The following is a 20,232-nucleotide window of genomic DNA, read 5'->3' as shown; positions in this document are numbered from 1 at the left end:
GCCTTCACGTCTTTGAAAGAAGTTGCAACATGACTGCACTGCTTGAACGCCTGCGCCAGATCGTCGGCGAAGCCCATGTCCTCACCGAGGGCGACCTTGTGGCCTACGAACAGGATTGGCGCCGCCGCGTGCGCGGCAAGTCCCTGGCCGTGGTACGCCCGGCAAGCACGGCCGAGGTGGCCGCCGTGGTGCGCGAATGCGCGGCCGCAGGCACCAGCATCATCCCGCAGGGCGGAAACACCGGCCTGTCGGTGGGCTCCACGCCGGACGACAGCGGCACGCAGGTCGTGCTCAGCCTCACGCGCATGAATGCCGTGCGCCACATCGACCGCGACAACCTGAGCTTCACCGTCGAGGCCGGCTGCATCCTGCAAAGCCTGCAGGAGCTTGCCGAGAAAGAGGGCCTGCTGTTCCCGCTGTCGCTGGCCGCCGAAGGCAGCTGCACCATTGGCGGCAACCTGGGAACGAACGCGGGCGGCACCCAGGTGGTGCGCTACGGCAACACGCGCGAGCTGTGCCTGGGTCTGGAAGTGGTCACCCCGCAGGGCGAGATCTGGGACGGCCTCAAGGGCCTGCGCAAGGACAACACCGGCTACGACCTGCGCGACCTGTTCATCGGCAGCGAAGGCACGCTGGGCATCATCACCGCCGCCACCATGAAGCTGTTCCCCCAGCCTGCGGCCCAGCTCACGGCCTTCGCCGCCGTGCCCTCCATGGAAGCGGCCGTGCGCCTGCTGGGCATGGCGCACCAGTACCTGGGCGCGGGCCTGACGGGCTTCGAGGTCATGGGCCAGTTCGCTCTGTCGCTGGTGATCAAGCACATGCCCCAGCTGCGCGTGCCCTTTGCCGGGCTGATCGGCGCGCCGCCCTACTACGTGCTGGTCGAGAATTCGGACAGCGAGTCCGAGCAGCATGCGCGCGAGCGTTTCGAGGCGCTGCTGGAGCTGGCCTTCGAGGACGGCTGCGTGCTCGACGCTGTGGTGGCCGAAAGCCTGTCGCAGGCCCATGAGCTGTGGCACATCCGCGAAAGCATTCCGCTGGCCCAGGCCGAGGAAGGCCTGAACATCAAGCACGACATCTCCATCGCCGCATCGCGCATCCCCGCCTTCGTCGAGCACACCGATGCCGTGCTGCAACGCGAGATCCCTGGCGTGCGCCTGGTCAACTTCGGCCACCTGGGCGACGGCAACTTGCACTACAACGTGCAGGCGCCCGAGGGCGGTGACGCCAAGGCCTTCCTCAACGAGCGAGAGCACCTGGTCAACCACCTCGTCTATGAAGCCGTGGCCGAATTCGGCGGCTCGTTCTCGGCCGAGCACGGCGTGGGTGCGCTCAAGGTGGACAAGCTGCAGAAGTACCAGTCCCCCGTGGCGCTGGGCATGATGCGCGCCATCAAGCAGGCGCTGGACCCGCAGGGACTGATGAACCCGGGCTGCATCCTGCCGAGGCAAGCCTCCTGAGCGAAACGCCGCCCCTTCTGTGGCAGCGCCGGGTTTGCACGCGCCGTCCTGAGCCAGGAGCGGCACGTGCCTGCCTTGTCAGGAAACCGGCTTGGCCTCGATATTGGCCATCGTCTTGTTGACCTGTTCGGGCCAGGCGATGTCGGCGCCGGCCGCATCGGAGAAGTCGGACTGTTTGCCGCCGGTGAGCAGCCACACGCGCAGGGCATTGCGGGCGGGATCGATCACGATGGCGCCCATTTCCTCGCCGCCCTGGTGCGGGCGCAGGCCGACGATGCTCCAGACATCTCCTTCCTTGGTCAGCGGGCCCACGGTACGCATATTGCTCAGCAGGGTCGGGTAGCTGGTGCCCAGCAGCGCCTTGAGCCGGTCGGCCAGCACGCCCTGCTCCAGGTAGTTGGTGCCGTCGTAGGGATACTTGCCCACGTACTCGGCCAGGCTGTCCAGGCCGGGCTCCCCCGCCTTGGCGGTGGAGGGCATGCGCGTGCGCGCGGGAAACGCCAGCACCAATTCCGGGGCTGGTGCAGCCACATCGAGTGCGACGGACTGCGCGGCCTTGGGAGTCGGGACGGAGGGAGAACGCGGATCGCAGGCTGTCAGCGCCAGCATGGCGACACCCAATGCAACGGCGGCCTGCCAGGGGGAGAGCATGGAAGACATGCGCAAGCTCCTTGTCAAAGCGGATGCGAAAAAAGCGGTGACGCCGGTGCGAAAGCCTGGGCAATGCACCGGCACCAGTCTGCGGGCATTTTCGCACCCGGGGCGCCAGACCTTGTTTCAAGGGGCATGGATACCGTCGGACAAGGCGCCGTATTCATCAAGGGATAATCCGGAAGATGAACACGACTCCAGCGCCCCGCCCAGCCCGCTCCCAGTACGAAGATTTCATGCGCCATGTGTACGAGCACGGCGTGTCCAAGACCGACCGTACCGGCACGGGCACGCGCAGCGTGTTCGGCCACCAGATGCGCTTCGACCTGTCCGAAGGCTTTCCGCTGGTCACCACCAAGAAGGTGCACCTCAAGTCCATCATCCTGGAACTGCTGTGGTTCCTGCGCGGCGACAGCAATGTGCGCTGGCTGCAGGAGCGCGGCTGCACCATCTGGGACGAATGGGCCCGTGAGGACGGCGACCTGGGCCCGGTCTATGGCGTGCAATGGCGCAACTGGCCGACGCCGGACGGCGGCCACATCGACCAGATCGCCGAAGTGGTCAAGCAGCTCAAGAGCAACCCGGACAGCCGCCGCATCATCGTCAGCGCCTGGAACGTGGCCGACCTGCCGCAGATGGCGCTCCTGCCCTGCCACGCCTTCTTCCAGTTCTACGTGGCCGACGGCAAGCTCAGCTGCCAGCTATACCAGCGCAGCGCGGACATCTTCCTGGGCGTTCCCTTCAACATCGCCAGCTACGCGCTGCTGACCCACATGCTGGCCCAGCAATGCGACCTGGAGGTGGGCGACTTCGTCTGGACCGGTGGCGACTGCCACATCTACAACAACCACTTCACCCAGGTCGAGACCCAGCTGGCGCGCCAGCCCTTCGCCTACCCGACGCTGCAGATCAAGCGCCGGCCCGACTCCATCTTCGGCTACGAGTACGAGGACTTCGAGGTCGTCGGCTACCAGCACCACGAGCCCATCAAGGCCCCCGTGGCCGTCTGAGGCAGCAGAAAGACCCGCCCGATGGCCATCCATCTCATCTACGCACGCGCCGCCAACGGCGTCATCGGCAAGGACAATGCCATGCCCTGGCACCTGCCCGAGGACCTGGCGCACTTCAAGCAATTGACCCAGGGCTCGGCCGTGGTCATGGGCCGCAAGACCTGGGACTCGCTGCCGGCCCGCTTCAGGCCGCTGCCCGGGCGCACCAACATCGTGGTCACACGCCAGGCGGACTGGGCACCCGAGCCAGCCGCCCCCGGCGTGCTGCATGCCACCAGCCTGGAGCAGGCCCTGGCGCTGGGCCGCCAGGCATCCGCTGACGTGTGGGTCATGGGCGGTGCCCAGATCTACGCCCAGGCCCTGCCGCTGGCCGACAGCATCGAGGTGACTGAAATCGAACGCGACTACGAAGGCGACGCCTTCGCGCCCACGCCGGGCCCCGAGTGGCAGGAGGCCTCGCGCAGCCGCCATGTGGCAGCCAATGGCCTGCCCTACAGCTTTGTGCGCCTGCAACGGCGCTGACACGGTCCTGTCGCAAACGGGGCTGGCGGGCACGGCGGGTCTGTGCAAATAATGTCGGTTTTCCAAGCCTGCGCCGTCTTTTGCATCTTTCCGCCATGAGCCTCGTCCAGCCCCTGCCCCCCGGTCCGCTCGACATCGTCGGCGACATCCATGGCGAAGCCGAAGCGCTGGAGCATCTGCTGGGGCACCTGGGCTACGACGCGCTGGGCCGCCACCCCCAGGGCAGGCGCCTGGTCTTCGTGGGCGACTTCTGCGACCGGGGTCCCGACAGCCCGGGCGTGCTGGCCCGCGTGGTGCCCATGCTGGAGTCGGGCCATGCGCTGGCCGTGCTCGGCAACCACGAAATCAACCTGCTGCGCGAGGATGCCAAGGACGGCTCCGGCTGGTTCTTCGACAGCCGCGTGGCCTCCGACACACCCAAGTACGCCCCGTTCGCACGCATGCCGCTGTGCGATATCCCCGACACCCTGGCCTTGCTGGAGCGGCTGCCCATCGCCATGGAGCGCGAGGACCTGCGCGTGGTCCACGCGGCCTGGCGCCCGCAGCAGATCGCCATGGCGCGCGAGCTGCCGCCGGGCAGCGCGCGCAGCGCCTATGACCACTTCGAGGCCGTGGCCGCCCAGCAGGCCCAGGTCAACAAGGTGGCCGAGCGCATGCGCGCCGAGCGCCGGCAATGGCCGCACGACCTGGAAGACCGCAACTGGCTACCGCCCTTCCTGCCCGCGCACAGCGAAAGCGAACTGGCCAAGGCCATGGTCAATCCGCTGAAGGTGCTGACCTCGGGCGTGGAGCGCGAATGCCGCAATCCCTTCTACGCGGGCGGCAAGTGGCGCTTCGTCGAGCGCGTGGCCTGGTGGAACGAATATGAGGATGCCCAGGCCGTGGTCGTGGGCCACTACTGGCGGCGCCTGAATCGCGGCGGCCCGTCCTTCCACGGCGCCCAGGCCGAGAACCTGTTCGGCCAGACGGGCCCGCTGTCCTGGCACGGCCGGCGCGGCAATGTGTTTTGCGTGGACTACTCGGTCGGCGGCCGCTGGAATGCCCGCCTGGCGGGCGAGGACCCGCAGCAGCGCTTCAAGCTTGCCGCCATGCGCTGGCCTGAGCGCCGCCTGGTGTTCGACGACGGTGCCCAGGCGGACAGCGAGGAGTTCGGCGTTGCGGCGGCCGCTGCCGCATAGCACGCGCCAGATACGCGGCGCTTAGCGTCAGCAGCAGCGAGCGCGGTGCGCCGTAGCAGTTGTTGCCCGACACCGTGTTGAACGAAGGCACGTAGCAGCGCCTGTCCAGCAGGTTGCTGGCGTTGGGCGCCACGCCCAGAGGGTGTCCGCCCCCCTCCGAAGAGAGGGGGAAGCGGCGCAGCCGCTCAGGGGTGCCTCAGAACGTTCCGCGCAGCGTCAGCATCACATTGCGTGGCTCGCCATACCAGTTGTTGCCGCCGCTGGTGCCCACCGTGCGGTAGTAGACCTTGTCGAACAGGTTGTTCAGGTTGAGCACGGCCTGCCAGTTGCGGTTGATGCGGTACTGCACGCTGGCATTCCACACGGCATAGCCGCCCTGGCTGAACTTGAAGGGCACGGCCGCACCGTCGAACTTGCCCGTGTCAGGATTGAAGGCATTGGCCGAGCCGCTGACGAAATGCGCGCTCTGGATATTGGCGCCACCGCCAATCGTCCATTGCGACAGCTCGCCGGGCAGGCGGTAGGTGCTCCACAGCTTGAACAGATGCTTGGGCGTGACGGAGTGGTAGATGCCTTCGATGCCCGGCGTCTTGTTGTGGTTGCGGTTGAAGGTGTAGCCGGCAAACAGCTGCCAGCCGCGCGCCAGCTCGCCCGAGATCTCGCCTTCCACGCCCTGGCTGACCACCTTGCCCTTGCTCAGCCAGCAGCAGTTCAGGCCCGCGTCGCCGATGTCGGTGTTGGGGTAGGAGGGATCGGCCACGGCCTCGCCATTGCGCTCTATGCGGTACAGGGCCATGGAGGCCATCAGCCGGCCCTCGTTGAACTCGCCCTTGGCGCCCAGCTCGAAATTGCGGCCCTTGATGGGGTCCAGCGGCGTGCCGGGCAAGGGCCCACCCAGCTTGTCGGCCTGGGACTTGTGGATCTCGGCGACGCTGCCGTAGGCCGTCCAGCGGTCGTCGATGTCGTAGACCAGGCCACCGTAGGGCGTGAAGATGCCGCTCTCGCCATAGGACGACACGATGCGGCTGGTGAGATTGCCGGCCCGGTCGAAGCGCAGCCAGGGCGTCTGCGTGTCGTAGCTGGCGCGGCGCGCGCCGACGATGGCGGTCAGGCGGTCCGTCAGGCTCAGGTTGAGCCGGCCGTACAGGCCTTTCTGCGTGGCGCCATAGCCCGCGAAGCTGCGCGTCTTCCAGACGAAGCTGGGCAGGGGAATGGCGCCCGGGTCGAAGCCGAACACACTGATCCCCCCCGCCGGCGTATCCACTTCGGAGAGAAAGGTGTCCTGCGTGTCGCGGATCTTGACCCAGTCCGCGCCCAGCAGCAGCCGGTGCCTGCGCCCCAGCAGGGAGAACGTTCCGCTGACGTTGGCATCCAGCGCCTTCTTGGTGGAATAGAAATCGTTGGAGAACCCGCTGAGCGCCGCGCCCAAGCCGGTCGAGGGGTCCACCGCCCCGGACATGTCCGCCAGACGGCTGTCGCTGTCGACCTTGACGTAGTTGGCATGGGCACGGACGCGCCAGTCGCCTTGCAGTCGTTGCTCCAGCTGCGCAAACAGTTCCTTGTTGGTTCTGTCGTAGTGGCCCCAGCCGGCCATCAGCGCCGTGCTGCGCGGCAGGTGCAGATCGTCGCCATTGGCCGCGCGCGGCAGGCCGCTGCGCCAGGGCAGGCTGGCCGACTTGTCGTAGCTGCCGCCCAGGGTCAGCTTGGTCGCAGGCGTGAGATCGGCTTCCACGATGCCGTAGAGCAAGGTGTTGCGCGCATCGGCGTAGTCATAGAAGAACTCGCGGTCGCTGTGCGCCAGCACGGCGCGGCCGCGCACCCGGCCATCGGCGGCCAGCGGGCCGGCCACATCGACTTCGGCCCGGCGCTGGTTCCAGCTGCCCACCGAGGCCGAGGCCAGCACCTGCGGCTGTGCCGTGGGGCGCTTTCTCACCAGGTTGATGGAGCCGCCGGGCTCGCCATTGCCGCTGTACAGGCCGTCCGCGCCGCGGATCACCTGCACGCTGTCGTACATGGCCATGTTGGGGTCGAAGGTGCCCTGGCTGAAGGCGTCCACCGCCGCTCCGTCGATCTGGACATTGCTGATCTTGAAGCCCCGCGCGTAGAAGCTGTTGGCCGTGCCGCCCAGGCCACCCGAGCCCGCGTAGTCCACCGTCACGCCCGTGGTCTGCTGCATCACGTCGCCCACGGAGACCAGGCCCTGGTCCTCGATGCGCTGGCGCGTGACCACGGAGATGGACTGCGGCGTCTCGCGCACGCTCTGCCCCTTGCCCAGCGACACGCGCGAGGCCGCATAGGAGCCCAAACCCTCCGTGGTATCGCCAGCGTGCGCCTGGGCCGTGACCAGCACCGTGCCCAGCGCAGCATCGGCTGCCGGCGACGGCTCCCTGGCAGGTGCCTTCAGCGTATAGGCGCCCGGTACGGCATCGATCACGGTCACGCCGGTGCCCGCCAGCAGCCGGTCCAGCGCCTGGCGCGGCGTGAAGCGGCCCTGCAAGGCCGGCGAAGTGCGGCCTGCAACGATCTGCGGATCGAACAGCACCTGGTGCTGGGCCTGCTGCGTGAACTGGCGCAGCGCGCCGGCCAGCGGCTGGGGCGCGATGCTGAAGGCCAGCTCCCCTGCCTGGCCGGCCTGCCCCGCCTGCACGGACGATGGCTGCTGCGCCTGCACCGCAGGCTGCGCCAGCGCAACCAGGGCTGCAGCCACCAGCGACGGCATCCTTGCCCGCCGCCATGGCCTGCCCCTGTGCTGAAACTCTCCTCCCCAAATGCCCGCGCCCATGGCGGCGCTGCCGTGTTCTTTTCCTGCTTGCATCCCTGCTCCTGCTGCACTGTGTCCATTGCCCGCTGTCGCGGTGTGCGCGGTGGGTGGCAGGCAGACAGTTGAGCGTCCACCCGCCACGCGCGTGCGCGGCCGTCGCGGTTGTTGGCTGAGCTGTGCACTGGGCAGCGGCCTGGCTGGCAACCATGGAGGCGCGAGAAAACCCGGCCTCCATGAAGGTAAAACCCGCTACCGCGCCAAAGTGGGAACGTGGCCGAACCGAGAAAGCGAGTTGTTTACATTAATTTACAAATAGACAAAGCACTCAATGCGCCGAGATTCGCCAGCCGCCTTGCGCATCGCCCTGCACACGCACCGGCAACAAGTGCGGCAGCGAGCGCAGAAACACCTCGGGTTTGCCGGTCAGCGCCACGCCGGACACGGACAGCGCGGCCAGCCGCGCATCGCCATCCACCCGTACGGGCTGGCCCAGGTAGCGCGCCAGATCGGCTGCCACCTGGGTCAGCGGCGCCTGCTGGAACACCAGCTGGCCGCTGCGCCAGTCACCCACGGTGTCCGCGCCCGCGGCCAGCGGCTGCCGTGTGCCGTCGCGGGCATCGACGGACATGCCTGCGCCCGCGCCCAGCAGCAGGCGCCGGTCGTCCGCAGCATGGCGGTCGGGACGCAGTTCCACCTTGCCCTCCAGCACCTTCACCACCAGCGCTGGCGGCCCGGCGCGCACATTGAAGGCCGTGCCCACCACGCGGACCTGGCTGGCGCCGCTGTCCACGGTGAAGGGCCGCGAGCGGTCGGCGGCGACCTGGAAGAAGGCCTCGCCCTGGTCCAGCACCGTCTCGCGGCGGCGCGGGTAGTAGCGCACCTGCAGCCTAGAGGAAAAATTCAGCGTGACCCGTGTGCCATCGGGCAGTTCGGCCTCGCGCACCTCGCCAGGGCCGGTGGCCATCTCGATCACATGGCTTGCGTGGTTGTCCCAGGCATACCAGCCGCCGCCCAGGGCCAGCGTCGCGACCAGAGCCACCGACAGCAACGCAGGCATCAGGCCGCGGCGTGTGCGCTGACGCGCCGGCGCGGGCAAGTGGGCCTGTGTCTGCGCACGCGGCCCGCTCGCCCTGGCTTGCGGCGCAGCCGCCGCGTCGCAGGCCAGCGCCGGCCTGCGCAACTGCTGCAGGTCCAGCACCGTGCGCCCCAGGCTCTCGAAGATGCTGCGGTGCTGCGGGTCGGCGGCCAGCCAGGCGTCGAGTTCGCGCTCGTCGGCGCCGGTCCAGTCGGCTTCGCGGCGGCGGGCGAAGTAGTCGGCGGCGCGGGCGTGCAATTGCAGGCGTTGCGGGGTCAGCGTCATTCCCGGCCCTCCCCGTCCGTCGCGGCCTGCGCCAGCAGGCCCTGCATCAGGCGCATGTCTTCGGCGCTGCCGTACTGCACGCGCAGTTCGCAATAGGCCATGGCCAGCGTCACATGGTTGTGCACCATGCGGCGCGAGATGCCCATGCGCTGCGCCACCTCGGTCTGCGTGAGCCCGTCGATGCTGTGCAGCACGAAGGCCTCGCGGCGGCGCTCGGGCAGCTCGGCCATGGCCTGCTCCAGGCGGCACAGGCGCTCGCGGTGGTGCGCCGCCTGCAGGGGGTCCGAGCCTTCGCCGGCCGGCAGTTGCTGCGCCAGTTCCATGTGTTCATCCAGCGAGACCGATTCGCGCCCCGGCGCGCCCGCCGAGCGGCGCCAGGCATCGTGCGATACATGGCGGGCGATCACGCGCAGATAGGGCTCCTGCTCATCGGGCGGCAGGGCCTTGCCCGAGGCCGCATAGCGCACGAAGACCTCCTGCACCGCATCCTCGGCATCCTCGCGGTTGCGCATCTGCCGGCCCAGCAGGCGGCGCAGAGGCTGGTGCCAGCGTGCATACACGCGGGCCAGCAGGGAGGGGGCGGCATCATCGTCCGCGCCAGGCACGCGCGCGCTCACGGGCAGGCTCCCGGCACGGCGGTCTGGACGCGGGCAGGCAGGCCAGCATGGGAAACGGACAGGACGAAGAAGAACGGCACGGGCGGCGATTGTACTGAGAATGGTTCTCATCAACACCCTTGCGGCCGGCACGCGCCATGCGATGCGGGTGCTGCGGATGCCTTACCGGTCCGCTGCCCCATGCAGCGCCACCAGCGTGGGCACCACCCAGTTCGGCGCAGGCTGCGCCGCGTCGAAGCACTGGTCCTCGGACGGCACGGCGATGACGGTCATGCCGGCCTGCCGCGCCGCATGTGTTCCCGAGACCGAGTCCTCGAACACCAGGCAGCGCCCGGCCGGCACGCCCAGGCTTTGCGCCGCGAAGTGGTAGATGTCGGGCGCGGGCTTGCCGCGCACCACCTGCTCGGCCGAGACGATGGCGTCGAACGCCGGCCGCAGGCCCAGCGCATCCAGGGTGTGGTGGCACAAAGACAAAGGAGAGTTCGAAGCCAGCGCCACGCGCCAGCCCAGGGCGCGGCAGGCGCCCAGTGTTTCGCGCACGCCGGGCAGGGCCTGTCCATGCGCGCTGACCAGGGCCGCCACGCGCGCGACCACGCGGCTCTCCAGCTCGCGCTGGCTGGGCCCCTGCCAGGGCCGGTGGGCGTACCAGTGCGCGGCAACCTGCGCCGTGGTCATGGGCGCCGTCACGCGGGACATCTCGGCCGTGATGTCGATGCCGACCTCGGCAAAGGACTCGCGTTCGGCACGCTTCCAGAAGGGCTCGGAGTCTATGAGCAGGCCGTCCATGTCGAAGATGGCGGCGCCGAATCCGGCCTGGCCAAGGCCTGCGAACGAGGGAGCGGCTTCAGGGATTTGCATGGCGCGCATGCTAGCGCAGGCGGCAAGTGAAAGCAGTTGCTGTTAGCCTGTGCCGGCTGGCGATGGATGCAGATGCATGCGATTGCCAGCCCTTCACAATCCTTAGCGAGCCCGCAATGACCAGCCCCCTGTACACCGCCTCCATTCCCGTCCTGCAGCAGATGCTGAAGGCCCTGTCCGACGTGCTCAAAAAGGCCGAGGAACACGCCGCGCAGAAGAACATCGATCCCGACGCCCTGCTGCAGGCCCGCCTGTTCCCCGACATGTTCCCGCTGGTGCGCCAGGTGCAGATTGCTGCGGACTTCGCCAAGGGCATCGCCTCGCGCCTGGCCGGCGCCGAGGTGCCTTCGTGGCCCGACACGCAGACCAGCTTTGCCGAACTGCAGGCGCTGATCGCCAAGGCGCTGGACCATGTGGGCTCGTTCGCACCCGAGCAGTTCGCGCAAAGCGAGTCCCGCGAGATCGTGCTGCGCCCCGGCACGCCCAAGGAAAAGAAGCTGACCGCCAGCGCCTACCTGCTGCACTACGGCCTGCCGCAGTTCTTCTTCCATGTGACCACCGCCTATGCCCTGCTGCGCCACAACGGCGTCGAGGTCGGCAAGCGCGACTACATGGGCAGCTACTGAGCGTGCCGGGGCCGGTCTGGCCAGCGCTTCACTGCGCGGCCAGATCCCGGCCTCGCGTCTCCGGCAGGCACATGGCAAACAACACCACCATCACGTAGCCCGCCGTGGCGCAGATGCCGATGGCCATGCCCAGCGACAGGCCCAGCCGGTCGCTGAGCACGCCCACCAGCGCAGGGAAGGTGGCCCCGATGCCGCGGCCGAAGTTGTAGCAAAAGCCCTGGCCGGAGCCGCGCAGTTCGTTGGGGAACAGCTCGGCCAGGAAGGCTCCGGCGCCGCTGAAGATGCCCGACATGAAAAAGCCCAGCGGAAAGCCCAGCACCAGCATCCAGGCATCGGTGATGGGCAGCAGCGTATAGGCATAGGCCAGGCTGCCGGCGCCGATGGCGAACAGCGTGAAGGCCAGGCGCCGGCCCAGCCGGTCGGAGGCGTAGGCACCGCACAGGTAGCCTGCAAAGGCGCCGAAGATGAACATGAACTGGTAGCCGCCCGAGCCCAGCACCGTCAGGTGGCGCTCGTTCTTCAGGAAGGTGGGCAGCCACACGGCAATGGCGTAGTAGCCGCCCTGCATGCCGGTGAACATCAGGCTGGCCAGCACCGTGGTCTTGAGCATGCCGCCCTTGAAGATGTCCAGGAAGTGCCCGCTGCGCTCGCCCCGGCCCACGGCGGCGCGGGTCTTCAGGTAGACCTCGGGGTCCTTGACGGTGCGGCGTATGTACAGGATCAGCAGGGCCGGCAGCAGGCCCAGCAGGAACATGGCCCGCCATGACATCTCGGGCGGCAGAAACGAGAACAGCGCCATGGACACCAGCACGGCCGCGCCCCAGCCTATGGACCAGCTGCTTTGCACCAGGCCCACCGCCTTGCCCCTGAAGGCCGGCCGTATGGTCTCGGCGATCAGCACCGAGCCCACGGCCCACTCGCCGCCAAAGCCCAGGCCCTGCAGCGTGCGGGCCAGCAGCAGTTGGCCCGGTGTCTGCGCCAGGCCGCAGGCGAAGGTGAAAAGCGCGAACACGAGGATGGTCCACTGCAGCACGCGCACACGCCCGTAGCGGTCCGCCAGGATGCCGGCCATCCAGCCGCCGATGGCCGAGGCCACCAGGGTCGAGGTGCCGATCAGGCCGACCTCGGTCTTGCTCATGCCCCACAGCGACAGCAGGATCGGCGTGACCAAGGGCAGCGTGTAGTAGTCGAAGGAATCGACCGCGTAGCCGCCGAACGAGGCCGTCAGTGCGCGTTTTTCCCGGGGTTCGAGCTGGCCCAGCCAGCTGCCCTGCGACTGTTCGCCAGCCAGGGGCTTGGCATTGTCAAGGCTTGTCATTTTTCAGTCTCCTTGCGCTTCGGTATGCAGAAGCGTCTTGCCTTCAATGGCATTGCATCGGTGATGAACCAGGCCTGGCCGGGCGGCCCTCATCCACCACCCGGACAGACCCCTGCAGGCGGCGTGTCAGGCCGCCGTTCCGTAGCCGCCGCCCCCCGGCGTGCAGACCTCGAACACATCGCCGGGCTGCATCTGCACGGCGCCGATGTGCTCCAGCGCCTCGACCTGGCCATCGGCGCGCAGCACACGGTTGATGCCCGGCTGTCCCGGCTGGCCGCCCGCCATGCCGAAGGCCGGGTTCAGGCGTCCGTTGGACAGGATGCTGGCCGTCATGGCTTCCAGGAAGCGCACGCGCCGCACACCGCCGCTGCCCCCATGCCAGCGCCCGCTGCCGCCCGAGCCTTCGCGGATGGCATAGCTGTCCAGCATGACGGGGAAGCGGAACTCCAGCACCTCCGGATCTGTCAGGCGCGAATTGGTCATGTGCGTCTGGACGACGCTGGTGCCGTTGAACCCGCGCTCCACCCGGCCCTCGGCGTCCAGCACCGCGCCCGCGCCGCTGCCGCCGGCAATGGTTTCGTAGTACTGGTGGTGCGCATTGCCGAAGGTGAAGTTGTTCATGGTGGGCTGGCTGCCCGCCATCACGCCCAGCGCGCCGAACAGCGCATTGGTGATGCAGGTGGAGGTCTCCACGTTGCCCGCCACCACCGAGGCCGGTGCATTGGGGTTGAGCATGCAGCCCTGGGGAATGATGACCTTCAAAGGCTTGAGGCAGCCCGCGTTGAGCGGAATGTCGTCGTCCACCAGCGTGCGGAACACATAGAGCACGGCCGCCATGCACACGGCGCGCGGCGCATTGAAGTTGTTGGTCTGCTGGACGCTGGTGCCCGAGAAATCGATGACGGCACTTCGCTCGGCCGTATCGACGGTGACGGCCACGCGGATCTGCGCGCCGTTGTCCAGCGGCAGCGTGAACTGCCCGTTCCTGAGCCGCGTGATGACGCGGCGCACCGACTCCTCTGCGTTGTCCTGCACATGGCCCATGTAGGCCTGCACCACGGGCAGGCCGAACTGCGCCACCATCTTGTGCAGCTCCTGCACGCCTTTTTCATTGGCCGCGATCTGGGCCTTCAGGTCGGCCAGGTTCTGCTGCGGGTTGCGGCTCGGGTACTCGCCGCTTTGCAGCAGCTCGACCATCTCCTGGGCGCGCAGCACGCCGCGATCGACCAGCTTGAAGTTGTCGATCTGCACGCCCTCTTCCTCGATGCGCGTGGAAAACGGCGGCATGGAGCCCGGCGTGATGCCGCCCACATCGGCATGGTGGCCCCGGCTGCCGACGTAGAAGGTCGGAGATGCCTCGCCGGCGATATGGACCGGCGTGATGACGGTGATGTCCGGCAGATGGGTGCCGCCCTGGTAGGGGTCGTTGAGCACGTAGACATCGCCCTGGGCCATGCGCCCGGCATTCCTGCGGATCACCGTCTGGATGCTTTCGCCCATGGAGCCCAGATGGACGGGCATGTGCGGCGCGTTGGCGATGAGATGGCCCCGGGCATCGAACAGCGCGCAGCTGAAATCCAGCCGCTCCTTGATGTTCACCGAATAGGCGGTGTTCTGCAGCTGCAGGCCCATCTGCTCGGCGATGTTCATGAACAGGTTGTTGAAGACCTCCAGCAGCACAGGGTCCACCGTCGTGCCGGCCGCGTACTCGACCTTGCGCGGCACCACCCGGTCCAGCACCAGGTGATCCAGCCCGGTGAGCCTGGCCGACCAGCCAGGCTCGATCACGGTGGTGGCGTTGCGCTCGGCGATGATGGCCGGGCCGGCAATGACGTCGCCGGGCCGCAGGTCCTCGCGCACCACCAGGGCCGCGCCATGCCAGGCGCCGCCGGAGTACATGCGCACGGTTTCGCGGCGCGGATGCTCGCGCGGCGGATGCTCCGGCAGCACCGGCTCGCCGGGCGCATCGCCCGCAATCACGGCTTCGACCGACACGGCTTCCACCACCAGGCCCTTGCCCGCCATCAGAAAGGCGAAACGCTGGCGGTAGGCCGACTCGAAAGCCGACTGAATGCCCGGCAGGGAGCCAAAGGGCACGACCAAGGCGGAATCGGAGCCCTCGTAGCGCACATGCACGTTGTGCCGCACCTGCACAGGGCCTGCGCCGACCTGCCGGCGCTCCAGCTCCGCCTGCGCGCCCGTGCCCAGCGCATCCAGGCATTCGGCGATCAGCGGCAGGGCCTCGGCAGTCAGCGCCAGCTCCATGGCCTGCTCGCGGATCACGGTCTGGTCCGCCAGGCCCATGCCGTAGGCGCTGAGCACGCCGGCCAGCGGATGCACGAACACGCGGGACATGCCCAGCGCATCGGCCACCAGGCAGGCATGCTGGCCGCCCGCGCCGCCGAAGCACTGCAGCGTATAGCGCGTGACGTCATAGCCGCGCGCCACGCTGATCTTCTTGATGGCGTTGGCCATCTGCTGCACGGCGATGCGGATGAAGCCCTCGGCCACGTCCTCGGGAGTGCGCCCCGTCTGCCGCGCCAGTTCCTCGAAGCGGACACGCACGGCCTCGCCGTCCAGTCGCTCGTTGGCGGCAGGCCCGAACACGCTGGGAAAGTAGCGCGGCTGGACCTTGCCGACCATCACGTTCGCATCGGTCACGGCCAGGGGACCGCCGCGGCGATAGCTCGCCGGGCCGGGATGGGCACCCGCGCTCTCGGGTCCCACGCGGAACCGCGAACCGTCATAGGCCAGCACCGAGCCGCCGCCGGCGGCCACGGTGTGGATGCTCATCATCGGCGCGCGCATGCGCACGCCGGCCACCTGGGTCTCGAACTCGCGCTCGAAGGCGCCTGCATAGTGGCTGACGTCGGTGGATGTGCCACCCATGTCGAAACCGATGACCCTGTCGTGCCCGGCCAGGCCCGCCGTGCGCGCCATGCCCACGATGCCTCCGGCCGGCCCGCTCAGGATGGCGTCCTTGCCCTGAAAACTGCCCGCGTCGGACAGCCCTCCGCAAGACTGCATGAAGAACAGCCGCACTCCCGGCATCTCTGCAGCCACCTGCTGCACATAGCGGCGCAGGATGGGAGACAGGTAGGCATCGACCACCGTGGTATCGCCCCGGCTCACGAACTTCATCAGCGGACTGGTCTCGTGCGAAGTGCTGACCTGCGTGAAACCCAACTGCCGCGCAATGCGCGCCGCCATCTGCTCATGCCGCGTATGGCGGTAGCCATGCATGAAGACGATGGCCACGCTGCGCAGGCCGCGCGCATGGGCTGCGGCCAACGCCGTGTGCAGGTGCAGCCCGTCCAGCTCGCGCAGCACCTTCCCATGGGCATCCACACGTTCCACGGCCTCGACCACCTCGCTGTAGAGCAGTTCGGGCAACTGGATATGGCGGTCGAACAGTCGCGGACGGTTCTGGTAGGCGATGCGCAGCGCATCGCGAAAGCCCCGCGTGGTCACCAGCAGCGTGGGCTCGCCCTTGCGCTCCAGCAGCGCATTGGTGGCCACCGTGGTGCCCATCTTCACGCACTCCACCTGATCGGCGGGGACCGGCTCGCCCGGCGCCAGCCCCAGCAGGTGGCGGATGCCGGCCACGGCCGCGTCCCGGTACTGCTCGGGGTTCTCCGACAGCAGCTTGTGCGTGACCAGGCTGCCATCGGGCCGCTTGCCCACGATGTCGGTGAATGTGCCGCCACGGTCTATCCAGAATTGCCAGCGCCTGTCATGGGGAGTGGAGCGTTCTTGCATGGTGTCGGAACCCGTTTGTCTCGAAGTTGAAGTCAGGAAAACCGTGGCCTGGAGCACGGCCCTCCGCCGGTGCCCACCACTGGCGTCCAATCTAAAAGTGCCCCTGGACCGCGTCCATCGAGAAGTTTTCGCCCCCTCTGTTCACGAAAACTGAACAGGAGCGGCCCCTTGCCGGCCAGCGACGCAAAGAAAAAGGCCCGCCGAAGCGGACCCATGCCAGGCAGGCAGGCCGTCAGAACGCGGCCAGATGGCTGTTGCGCAACTCCGTCACCAGCATGTGGCCCGGCTCGTGCGTGATGGCGAATGGCAGGGCCGCCGAGCGTATGGCCTGCTGGGGCGTCACGCCGCAGGCCCAGAACACGGGAATCTCTCCCGGCCTGAGCGCCATGGGCTCGCCGAAGTCCGGCCTGTCGATGTCGGCAATGCCTATCTGCGCGGGATCGCCCAGGTGCACGGGCGCCCCATGCACGCTGGGAAAGCGCGAAGTCACCTGGATCGCACGGATGGCCTGGGCGGCCGTCATGGGCCGCATGCTGACCACCATCCGGCCACCGAACCGGCCCGCCTGGCCGTTGGCAATGTCGGTGATGAACATGGGCGCGCCCCGGCCTTCATCGATGTGGCGCACGGGCACGCCCGCCTCGCGCAGCGCGTCCTCGAAGGAGTAGGAGCAGCCGATGACGAAGCCCACCAGGTCGTCGCGCCACAGCTCCGTGAGGTCATTCACCTGCTCGGCCCTGTGACCATCGCGAAACACCCAGTACGAGGGCAGGTCGGTCTTCAGATCGATATCGCCCAGTTCGGGCACGCGGCTGCTGCCGGGCTCGGTCACGCCGATCAGCGGGCAGGACTTGGGGTTGAGGCGAGCAAAGCGCAGGAACTCCTCGCTGCACTCGCGCGGCAATATCGCCAGGTTGCCCTGGGTGTAGCCGGGGCACTGCCCGGCCGTCTGCCCGCGAAAGCGGCCGGCGCGCACCTCCTGTCGGAACTCGGTCGGATGGGTCCAGTGCGTCATGGGTGAGCCTCTATTGAGTGGAGATGCCTCCCAATGTAAAAAGCAGCAGGCCACCGGTCCACTCAGGAATTGTGCGCAGCCTCTCCCAGAAAAACTGAACAGCCACCGCAGCCCGCGCAGACCCCCATGAACATCCGCTTTCTGGAAACCTTTGTGCTGCTGGCACGCATCGGCAGCGTGCGCCGCGTGGCCGAACTGGTCCACGCCAGCCCCGGCGCCGTCTCCATGCGCATACGCGGGCTGGAGTCGGACCTGGGCGTGACCCTGTTCCACTGGGACCGCAAGACGCTGCAGATCACCGACGCCGGCGCCCGGCTGCTGCGGCATGCGGAGGCCGTCATTGAAGCCGCACGCACCCTGGAGCGTGCCGCCAGGTCCGACGACGCCATCGGCTGCCGCCTGCGGGTCGGCGTGCTGGAGACGGCGGTACACACCTTCCTGCCCGAATTCGTCAAGGCGATGGGCGCCAGCCTGCCGCACATCGAGCTGGACCTGACCGTCGATCTGAGCACCCACCTGTCGGAGCAGATGATGCGGCGCGACCTGGACCTGATCGTGCGCACCGGCAGCGGCGTGGACCCCCAGTTCGCCGTGGTCGAAAACCTGCTGGAGGTGCCCGTGCACTGGATTGCCAGGCGGGGCCTGGTGCCCAGGAAGGATGGACTGCACAAGGCGCTGGGCAAGCAATTGCTGACACAGATGCGCGGCACCGGCCCCTACGAGCAGGCCGTGGCCATGGCACAGCAACTGGCCGTGCAAAGCGGCATGGTCTCCAGCGATCTGCGCATCTCGGGATCGCCCTCGCTGGCGGCCCTGGTCTCGCTGGTGCGCGAGGGCCTGGGCGTCGCCATCATGCACGGCATGCTGGTGGCGCCGCAGCTGGCAAGCGGGGAGCTGGTGGAGCTGGATCTGCCCACGCCGCCCTCCTTTCGCATCACCACCTGGTACCCCAAGAGCCCGCCGCCCGGCGTCACCGACACCGCCCAAGTGCTGCGCCGCGTCTGCAAGAGCTACTGCAAGCGGGTCAGCCCGCATCTGGTGCGGTACATCGGCTAGGGCGCGGATGCCGGCGGCGGCTCCTGCCCGTGCAACAGCGCCAGAAAGCTGGCGGCCGCCTGGCTCAGCGGCCGGTCGCGGCGCACCAGGCTGCCGTAGGACTGCAGGTTGCGGCGCATGCGGTAGGGCAGGATGCGGACCATGCCGTGCTCGGCATGGTCGCGGGCCACGGCCTGCGGTATCACGGCCACCAGATCGGAGTTGCGCACCAGGTTCATGGTGGTGAGGATGGAGCCCGTCTCGATCAGGCCGCGCGGCAGCGGCAGGCCGTGGGCCTGGAACTCCTGGTCGATCAGCGCGCGCATGGGACTGCCCGGCGGCTGCAGCACCCAGCCATGGGCCTGCAGCTGCGCAAAGCTCACGCTGCGGGCACGCGCCAGCGGATGGCCGCAGCCCGCGATGATGGACAGGGCCTCATCATCGAGCGAGCAAAACCGGTGATCCGCGTCGGACGGCCCGGCCGGACGGCCCACCACCACCTCCAGCACCCCGTCCTGCAACTGCGCCAGCAGCCGGTCGCTGGTGTCCACGGCCACCTCGATGGACAACAGCGGCCACTGGCGCTTGAGCGCCAGCAGCGCCTGCGTGAGGCGGCCCGGCGACGCCGCCATGATGCTGCCCACGGCCAGCCGCCCCGCGCTGCCTTCGCGCAGTTCCTGCAGCTCGCGGTTCAGCGCCTCCATGCCGCCGCGCAGGTGGCGGAAGTAGCCCGTCACGCGCTCGCCGGCGGCGTTCAGTTGCAGGCCGCGGCCCACGCGCTCGAACAGCGGCAGGCCCAGCGCGCCTTCCAGCTCATGCAGCATCTTGGTGGCCGCCGGCTGGCTCAGGCCCAGCCGGGCTGCAGCGCCGCGCAGCGTCCCCTGCTCCTCTATGGCCAGCATCAGCGCCACCTGCCGCATGCGCAGGCGGTTGAGCAGTTGCGGCGTGCTGTCCCTGCGGTCGATGGAGCCCATGGAAGTCCCTTTGAATTGATTGCCTGGAGTTATCCATTCATCAGCAATTTTCAGTTTACGGCAATCAATTGCCTGCCTAGCATGGGCCCACAACAAAAGCACCGGAGACAAGACATGCAACGCCGCATCCTGCTGGCCGCAGCCGCCCTGCTGCCCTCGCTCGCCACCGCTCAAACCCCGCCAACCCCGCCCGACTGGCCCGCGCGGCCCGTGCGCATGCTGGTGGGCTCGGCCCCGGGCGGCGGCACGGATGCCATGGCACGCGCCGTGGCCGACCGGCTCGCGCCGCTGCTGCGCCAGCCCGTGATCGTGGAAAACCGCCCCGGCGTCTCCAACACCCTGGCCGTGGACATGACGGCCAAGTCCACGGACGGGCACACCATGGTGATGGGCGTGGTCACGGCCCATGCGATCGCCCCGCACCTGCTCAAGCTGGGCTACGACAGCAACCGCGACCTGGTGCCCGTGGCCTATGTGGGCGCAGTGCCCAATGTGCTGGTGGTGGGAAACAACCTGCCCGCCAACTCGGTGCAGGAACTGGTCGCCCTGGCCCGCAAGGAGCCCGGCAGGATCAACTTCGCCAGCAGCGGCACGGGCAGCACCCAGCACATCGCGGCCGAGATGTTCAAGGACGCGGCCGGCATTGAACTGACCCACGTGCCCTACAAGGGCAGCGCCGCCGCCCTGGTGGACCTGGTCAGCGGCCAGGTGCAGATGAGCTTTGACACCATGCCTTCGGTGATCGGCCAGATCAAGGCCGGCAAGCTGCGCCCGCTGGGCGTGACGTCGCCGCGCCGCAACGCCCAGCTGCCCCAGGTGCCCACGCTGGCCGAGGCCGGCCTGCCCGGCGTGGAGATAGGCGCCTGGTACGGCATCTACATGCCAGCGGCCACACCCCGCGCCGTGCAGGCCCGGGTGCACGACGAAGTCAACAAGGTGCTGGCCATGCCCGAGACGCGCACGCGCCTGGAGGCCGTGGGCGCCGAGCTGCAGCCCATGGGCCAGGCGGAGTTCATTGCCTTGCACAACGCAGAGTACCAGCGCTTTGGCGAAATCATCCGCAAGAACCACATCAAGATCGACTGAGC

General features: G+C 68.3%; 16 protein-coding genes. 7 read left to right on the top strand and 9 right to left on the bottom strand.

Translation table 11 applies throughout. The features are described 5' to 3' along the window. Positions 1-29 precede the first annotated feature (29 nt). Positions 30-1,460: an FAD-binding oxidoreductase gene (locus PO605_RS13170; protein ID WP_016447508.1), complete on the top strand. Its 1,431-nt coding sequence runs from the start codon at positions 30-32 to the stop codon at positions 1,458-1,460. 78 nt (positions 1,461-1,538) lie between these two features. On the opposite strand, the gene PO605_RS13165 is transcribed toward PO605_RS13170, so the two are convergent. After that, complete coding sequence (locus PO605_RS13165; RefSeq protein ID WP_016447509.1) at positions 1,539-2,120, bottom strand: hypothetical protein; 582 nt, start codon at positions 2,118-2,120, stop codon at positions 1,539-1,541. 176 nt (positions 2,121-2,296) lie between these two features. On the opposite strand from PO605_RS13165, the gene PO605_RS13160 reads away from it, so the two are divergent. The 3 genes from PO605_RS13160 (at position 2,297) to PO605_RS13150 (ending at position 4,821) form a co-directional block, all read left to right on the top strand. Then, positions 2,297-3,121, top strand: a complete 825-nt coding sequence (locus tag PO605_RS13160; RefSeq protein ID WP_047469008.1) for a thymidylate synthase — start codon at positions 2,297-2,299, stop codon at positions 3,119-3,121. Between the two features lie 21 nt (positions 3,122-3,142). Continuing rightward, positions 3,143-3,643: a dihydrofolate reductase gene (locus PO605_RS13155; protein ID WP_017406729.1), complete on the top strand. Its 501-nt coding sequence runs from the start codon at positions 3,143-3,145 to the stop codon at positions 3,641-3,643. Positions 3,644-3,738: 95 nt separating this feature from the next. Further along, positions 3,739-4,821, top strand: coding sequence for a metallophosphoesterase (locus PO605_RS13150; protein WP_016447512.1), 1,083 nt, complete (start codon positions 3,739-3,741; stop codon positions 4,819-4,821). Between the two features lie 196 nt (positions 4,822-5,017). Here the strand turns inward: PO605_RS13150 and PO605_RS13145 are convergent, their stop codons facing one another. The 4 genes from PO605_RS13145 to hxpB form a co-directional block, all read right to left on the bottom strand. Further along, entirely contained in the window at positions 5,018-7,636 is a 2,619-nt protein-coding gene (locus PO605_RS13145) for a TonB-dependent siderophore receptor (RefSeq protein WP_047469924.1), read from the bottom strand. 271 nt (positions 7,637-7,907) lie between these two features. Beyond that, positions 7,908-8,942, bottom strand: coding sequence for a FecR family protein (locus PO605_RS13140; RefSeq protein WP_272206542.1), 1,035 nt, complete (start codon positions 8,940-8,942; stop codon positions 7,908-7,910). Then, entirely contained in the window at positions 8,939-9,559 is a 621-nt protein-coding gene (locus PO605_RS13135; protein ID WP_047473890.1) for an RNA polymerase sigma factor, read from the bottom strand. The genes PO605_RS13140 and PO605_RS13135 overlap by 4 nt, the downstream gene beginning before the upstream one ends. Positions 9,560-9,721: 162 nt before the next feature. Beyond that, the gene (gene hxpB, locus PO605_RS13130; RefSeq protein ID WP_231574515.1) at positions 9,722-10,417 is read right to left on the bottom strand and encodes a hexitol phosphatase HxpB; all 696 of its coding nucleotides are present in this window, start codon (positions 10,415-10,417) and stop codon (positions 9,722-9,724) included. Positions 10,418-10,533: 116 nt separating this feature from the next. Here hxpB and PO605_RS13125 point away from each other — a divergent pair, with 116 nt between their 5' ends. After that, the gene (locus PO605_RS13125) at positions 10,534-11,043 is read left to right on the top strand and encodes a DUF1993 domain-containing protein (protein ID WP_047473888.1); all 510 of its coding nucleotides are present in this window, start codon (positions 10,534-10,536) and stop codon (positions 11,041-11,043) included. Between the two features lie 28 nt (positions 11,044-11,071). Here the strand turns inward: PO605_RS13125 and PO605_RS13120 are convergent, their stop codons facing one another. The 3 genes from PO605_RS13120 to PO605_RS13110 all read right to left on the bottom strand — a co-directional run bounded on the left by PO605_RS13120 (position 11,072) and on the right by PO605_RS13110 (position 17,135). Next, a complete protein-coding gene (locus tag PO605_RS13120) occupies positions 11,072-12,361 on the bottom strand; it encodes an MFS transporter (protein ID WP_047473887.1) in 1,290 nt (429 codons plus the stop codon). A gap of 126 nt (positions 12,362-12,487) precedes the next feature. Beyond that, complete coding sequence (locus tag PO605_RS13115) at positions 12,488-16,120, bottom strand: hydantoinase B/oxoprolinase family protein (RefSeq protein ID WP_047473886.1); 3,633 nt, start codon at positions 16,118-16,120, stop codon at positions 12,488-12,490. A 232-nt stretch (positions 16,121-16,352) separates the two neighbouring features. Beyond that, complete coding sequence (locus PO605_RS13110) at positions 16,353-17,135, bottom strand: putative hydro-lyase (protein ID WP_047473885.1); 783 nt, start codon at positions 17,133-17,135, stop codon at positions 16,353-16,355. Positions 17,136-17,261: 126 nt separating this feature from the next. Between PO605_RS13110 and PO605_RS13105 the strand changes: the two genes are divergently transcribed. Further along, complete coding sequence (locus tag PO605_RS13105; RefSeq protein ID WP_016447520.1) at positions 17,262-18,191, top strand: LysR family transcriptional regulator; 930 nt, start codon at positions 17,262-17,264, stop codon at positions 18,189-18,191. Here PO605_RS13105 and PO605_RS13100 read toward each other — a convergent pair. Continuing rightward, the gene (locus PO605_RS13100) at positions 18,188-19,144 is read right to left on the bottom strand and encodes a LysR family transcriptional regulator (RefSeq protein WP_047473884.1); all 957 of its coding nucleotides are present in this window, start codon (positions 19,142-19,144) and stop codon (positions 18,188-18,190) included. The two genes, PO605_RS13105 and PO605_RS13100, sit on opposite strands and share 4 nt — an antisense overlap. 114 nt (positions 19,145-19,258) lie before the next feature. On the opposite strand from PO605_RS13100, the gene PO605_RS13095 reads away from it, so the two are divergent. Next, positions 19,259-20,230, top strand: a complete 972-nt coding sequence (locus PO605_RS13095) for a Bug family tripartite tricarboxylate transporter substrate binding protein (protein ID WP_034367281.1) — start codon at positions 19,259-19,261, stop codon at positions 20,228-20,230. Positions 20,231-20,232 lie beyond the last annotated feature (2 nt).

The organism is Delftia sp. DT-2 (assembly GCF_028401915.1).
In the GTDB taxonomy this organism is placed as follows: Bacteria; Pseudomonadota; Gammaproteobacteria; order Burkholderiales; family Burkholderiaceae_C; genus Comamonas; species Comamonas tsuruhatensis.
Note: the sequence above shows the minus strand (reverse complement) of the source record. Positions and strands in the feature narration are given on the sequence as shown.

Coding starts and splice junctions, on each gene's coding strand:
- PO605_RS13170 (WP_016447508.1), top strand. CDS start 30: ATGACTGCACTGCTTGAACGCCTGCGCCAGATCGTCGGCGAAGCCCAT.
- PO605_RS13165 (WP_016447509.1), bottom strand. CDS start 2,120: ATGTCTTCCATGCTCTCCCCCTGGCAGGCCGCCGTTGCATTGGGTGTC.
- PO605_RS13160 (WP_047469008.1), top strand. CDS start 2,297: ATGAACACGACTCCAGCGCCCCGCCCAGCCCGCTCCCAGTACGAAGAT.
- PO605_RS13155 (WP_017406729.1), top strand. CDS start 3,143: ATGGCCATCCATCTCATCTACGCACGCGCCGCCAACGGCGTCATCGGC.
- PO605_RS13150 (WP_016447512.1), top strand. CDS start 3,739: ATGAGCCTCGTCCAGCCCCTGCCCCCCGGTCCGCTCGACATCGTCGGC.
- PO605_RS13145 (WP_047469924.1), bottom strand. CDS start 7,636: ATGCAAGCAGGAAAAGAACACGGCAGCGCCGCCATGGGCGCGGGCATT.
- PO605_RS13140 (WP_272206542.1), bottom strand. CDS start 8,942: ATGACGCTGACCCCGCAACGCCTGCAATTGCACGCCCGCGCCGCCGAC.
- hxpB (WP_231574515.1), bottom strand. CDS start 10,417: ATGCAAATCCCTGAAGCCGCTCCCTCGTTCGCAGGCCTTGGCCAGGCC.
- PO605_RS13125 (WP_047473888.1), top strand. CDS start 10,534: ATGACCAGCCCCCTGTACACCGCCTCCATTCCCGTCCTGCAGCAGATG.
- PO605_RS13120 (WP_047473887.1), bottom strand. CDS start 12,361: ATGACAAGCCTTGACAATGCCAAGCCCCTGGCTGGCGAACAGTCGCAG.
- PO605_RS13115 (WP_047473886.1), bottom strand. CDS start 16,120: ATGCAAGAACGCTCCACTCCCCATGACAGGCGCTGGCAATTCTGGATA.
- PO605_RS13110 (WP_047473885.1), bottom strand. CDS start 17,135: ATGACGCACTGGACCCATCCGACCGAGTTCCGACAGGAGGTGCGCGCC.
- PO605_RS13105 (WP_016447520.1), top strand. CDS start 17,262: ATGAACATCCGCTTTCTGGAAACCTTTGTGCTGCTGGCACGCATCGGC.
- PO605_RS13100 (WP_047473884.1), bottom strand. CDS start 19,144: ATGGGCTCCATCGACCGCAGGGACAGCACGCCGCAACTGCTCAACCGC.
- PO605_RS13095 (WP_034367281.1), top strand. CDS start 19,259: ATGCAACGCCGCATCCTGCTGGCCGCAGCCGCCCTGCTGCCCTCGCTC.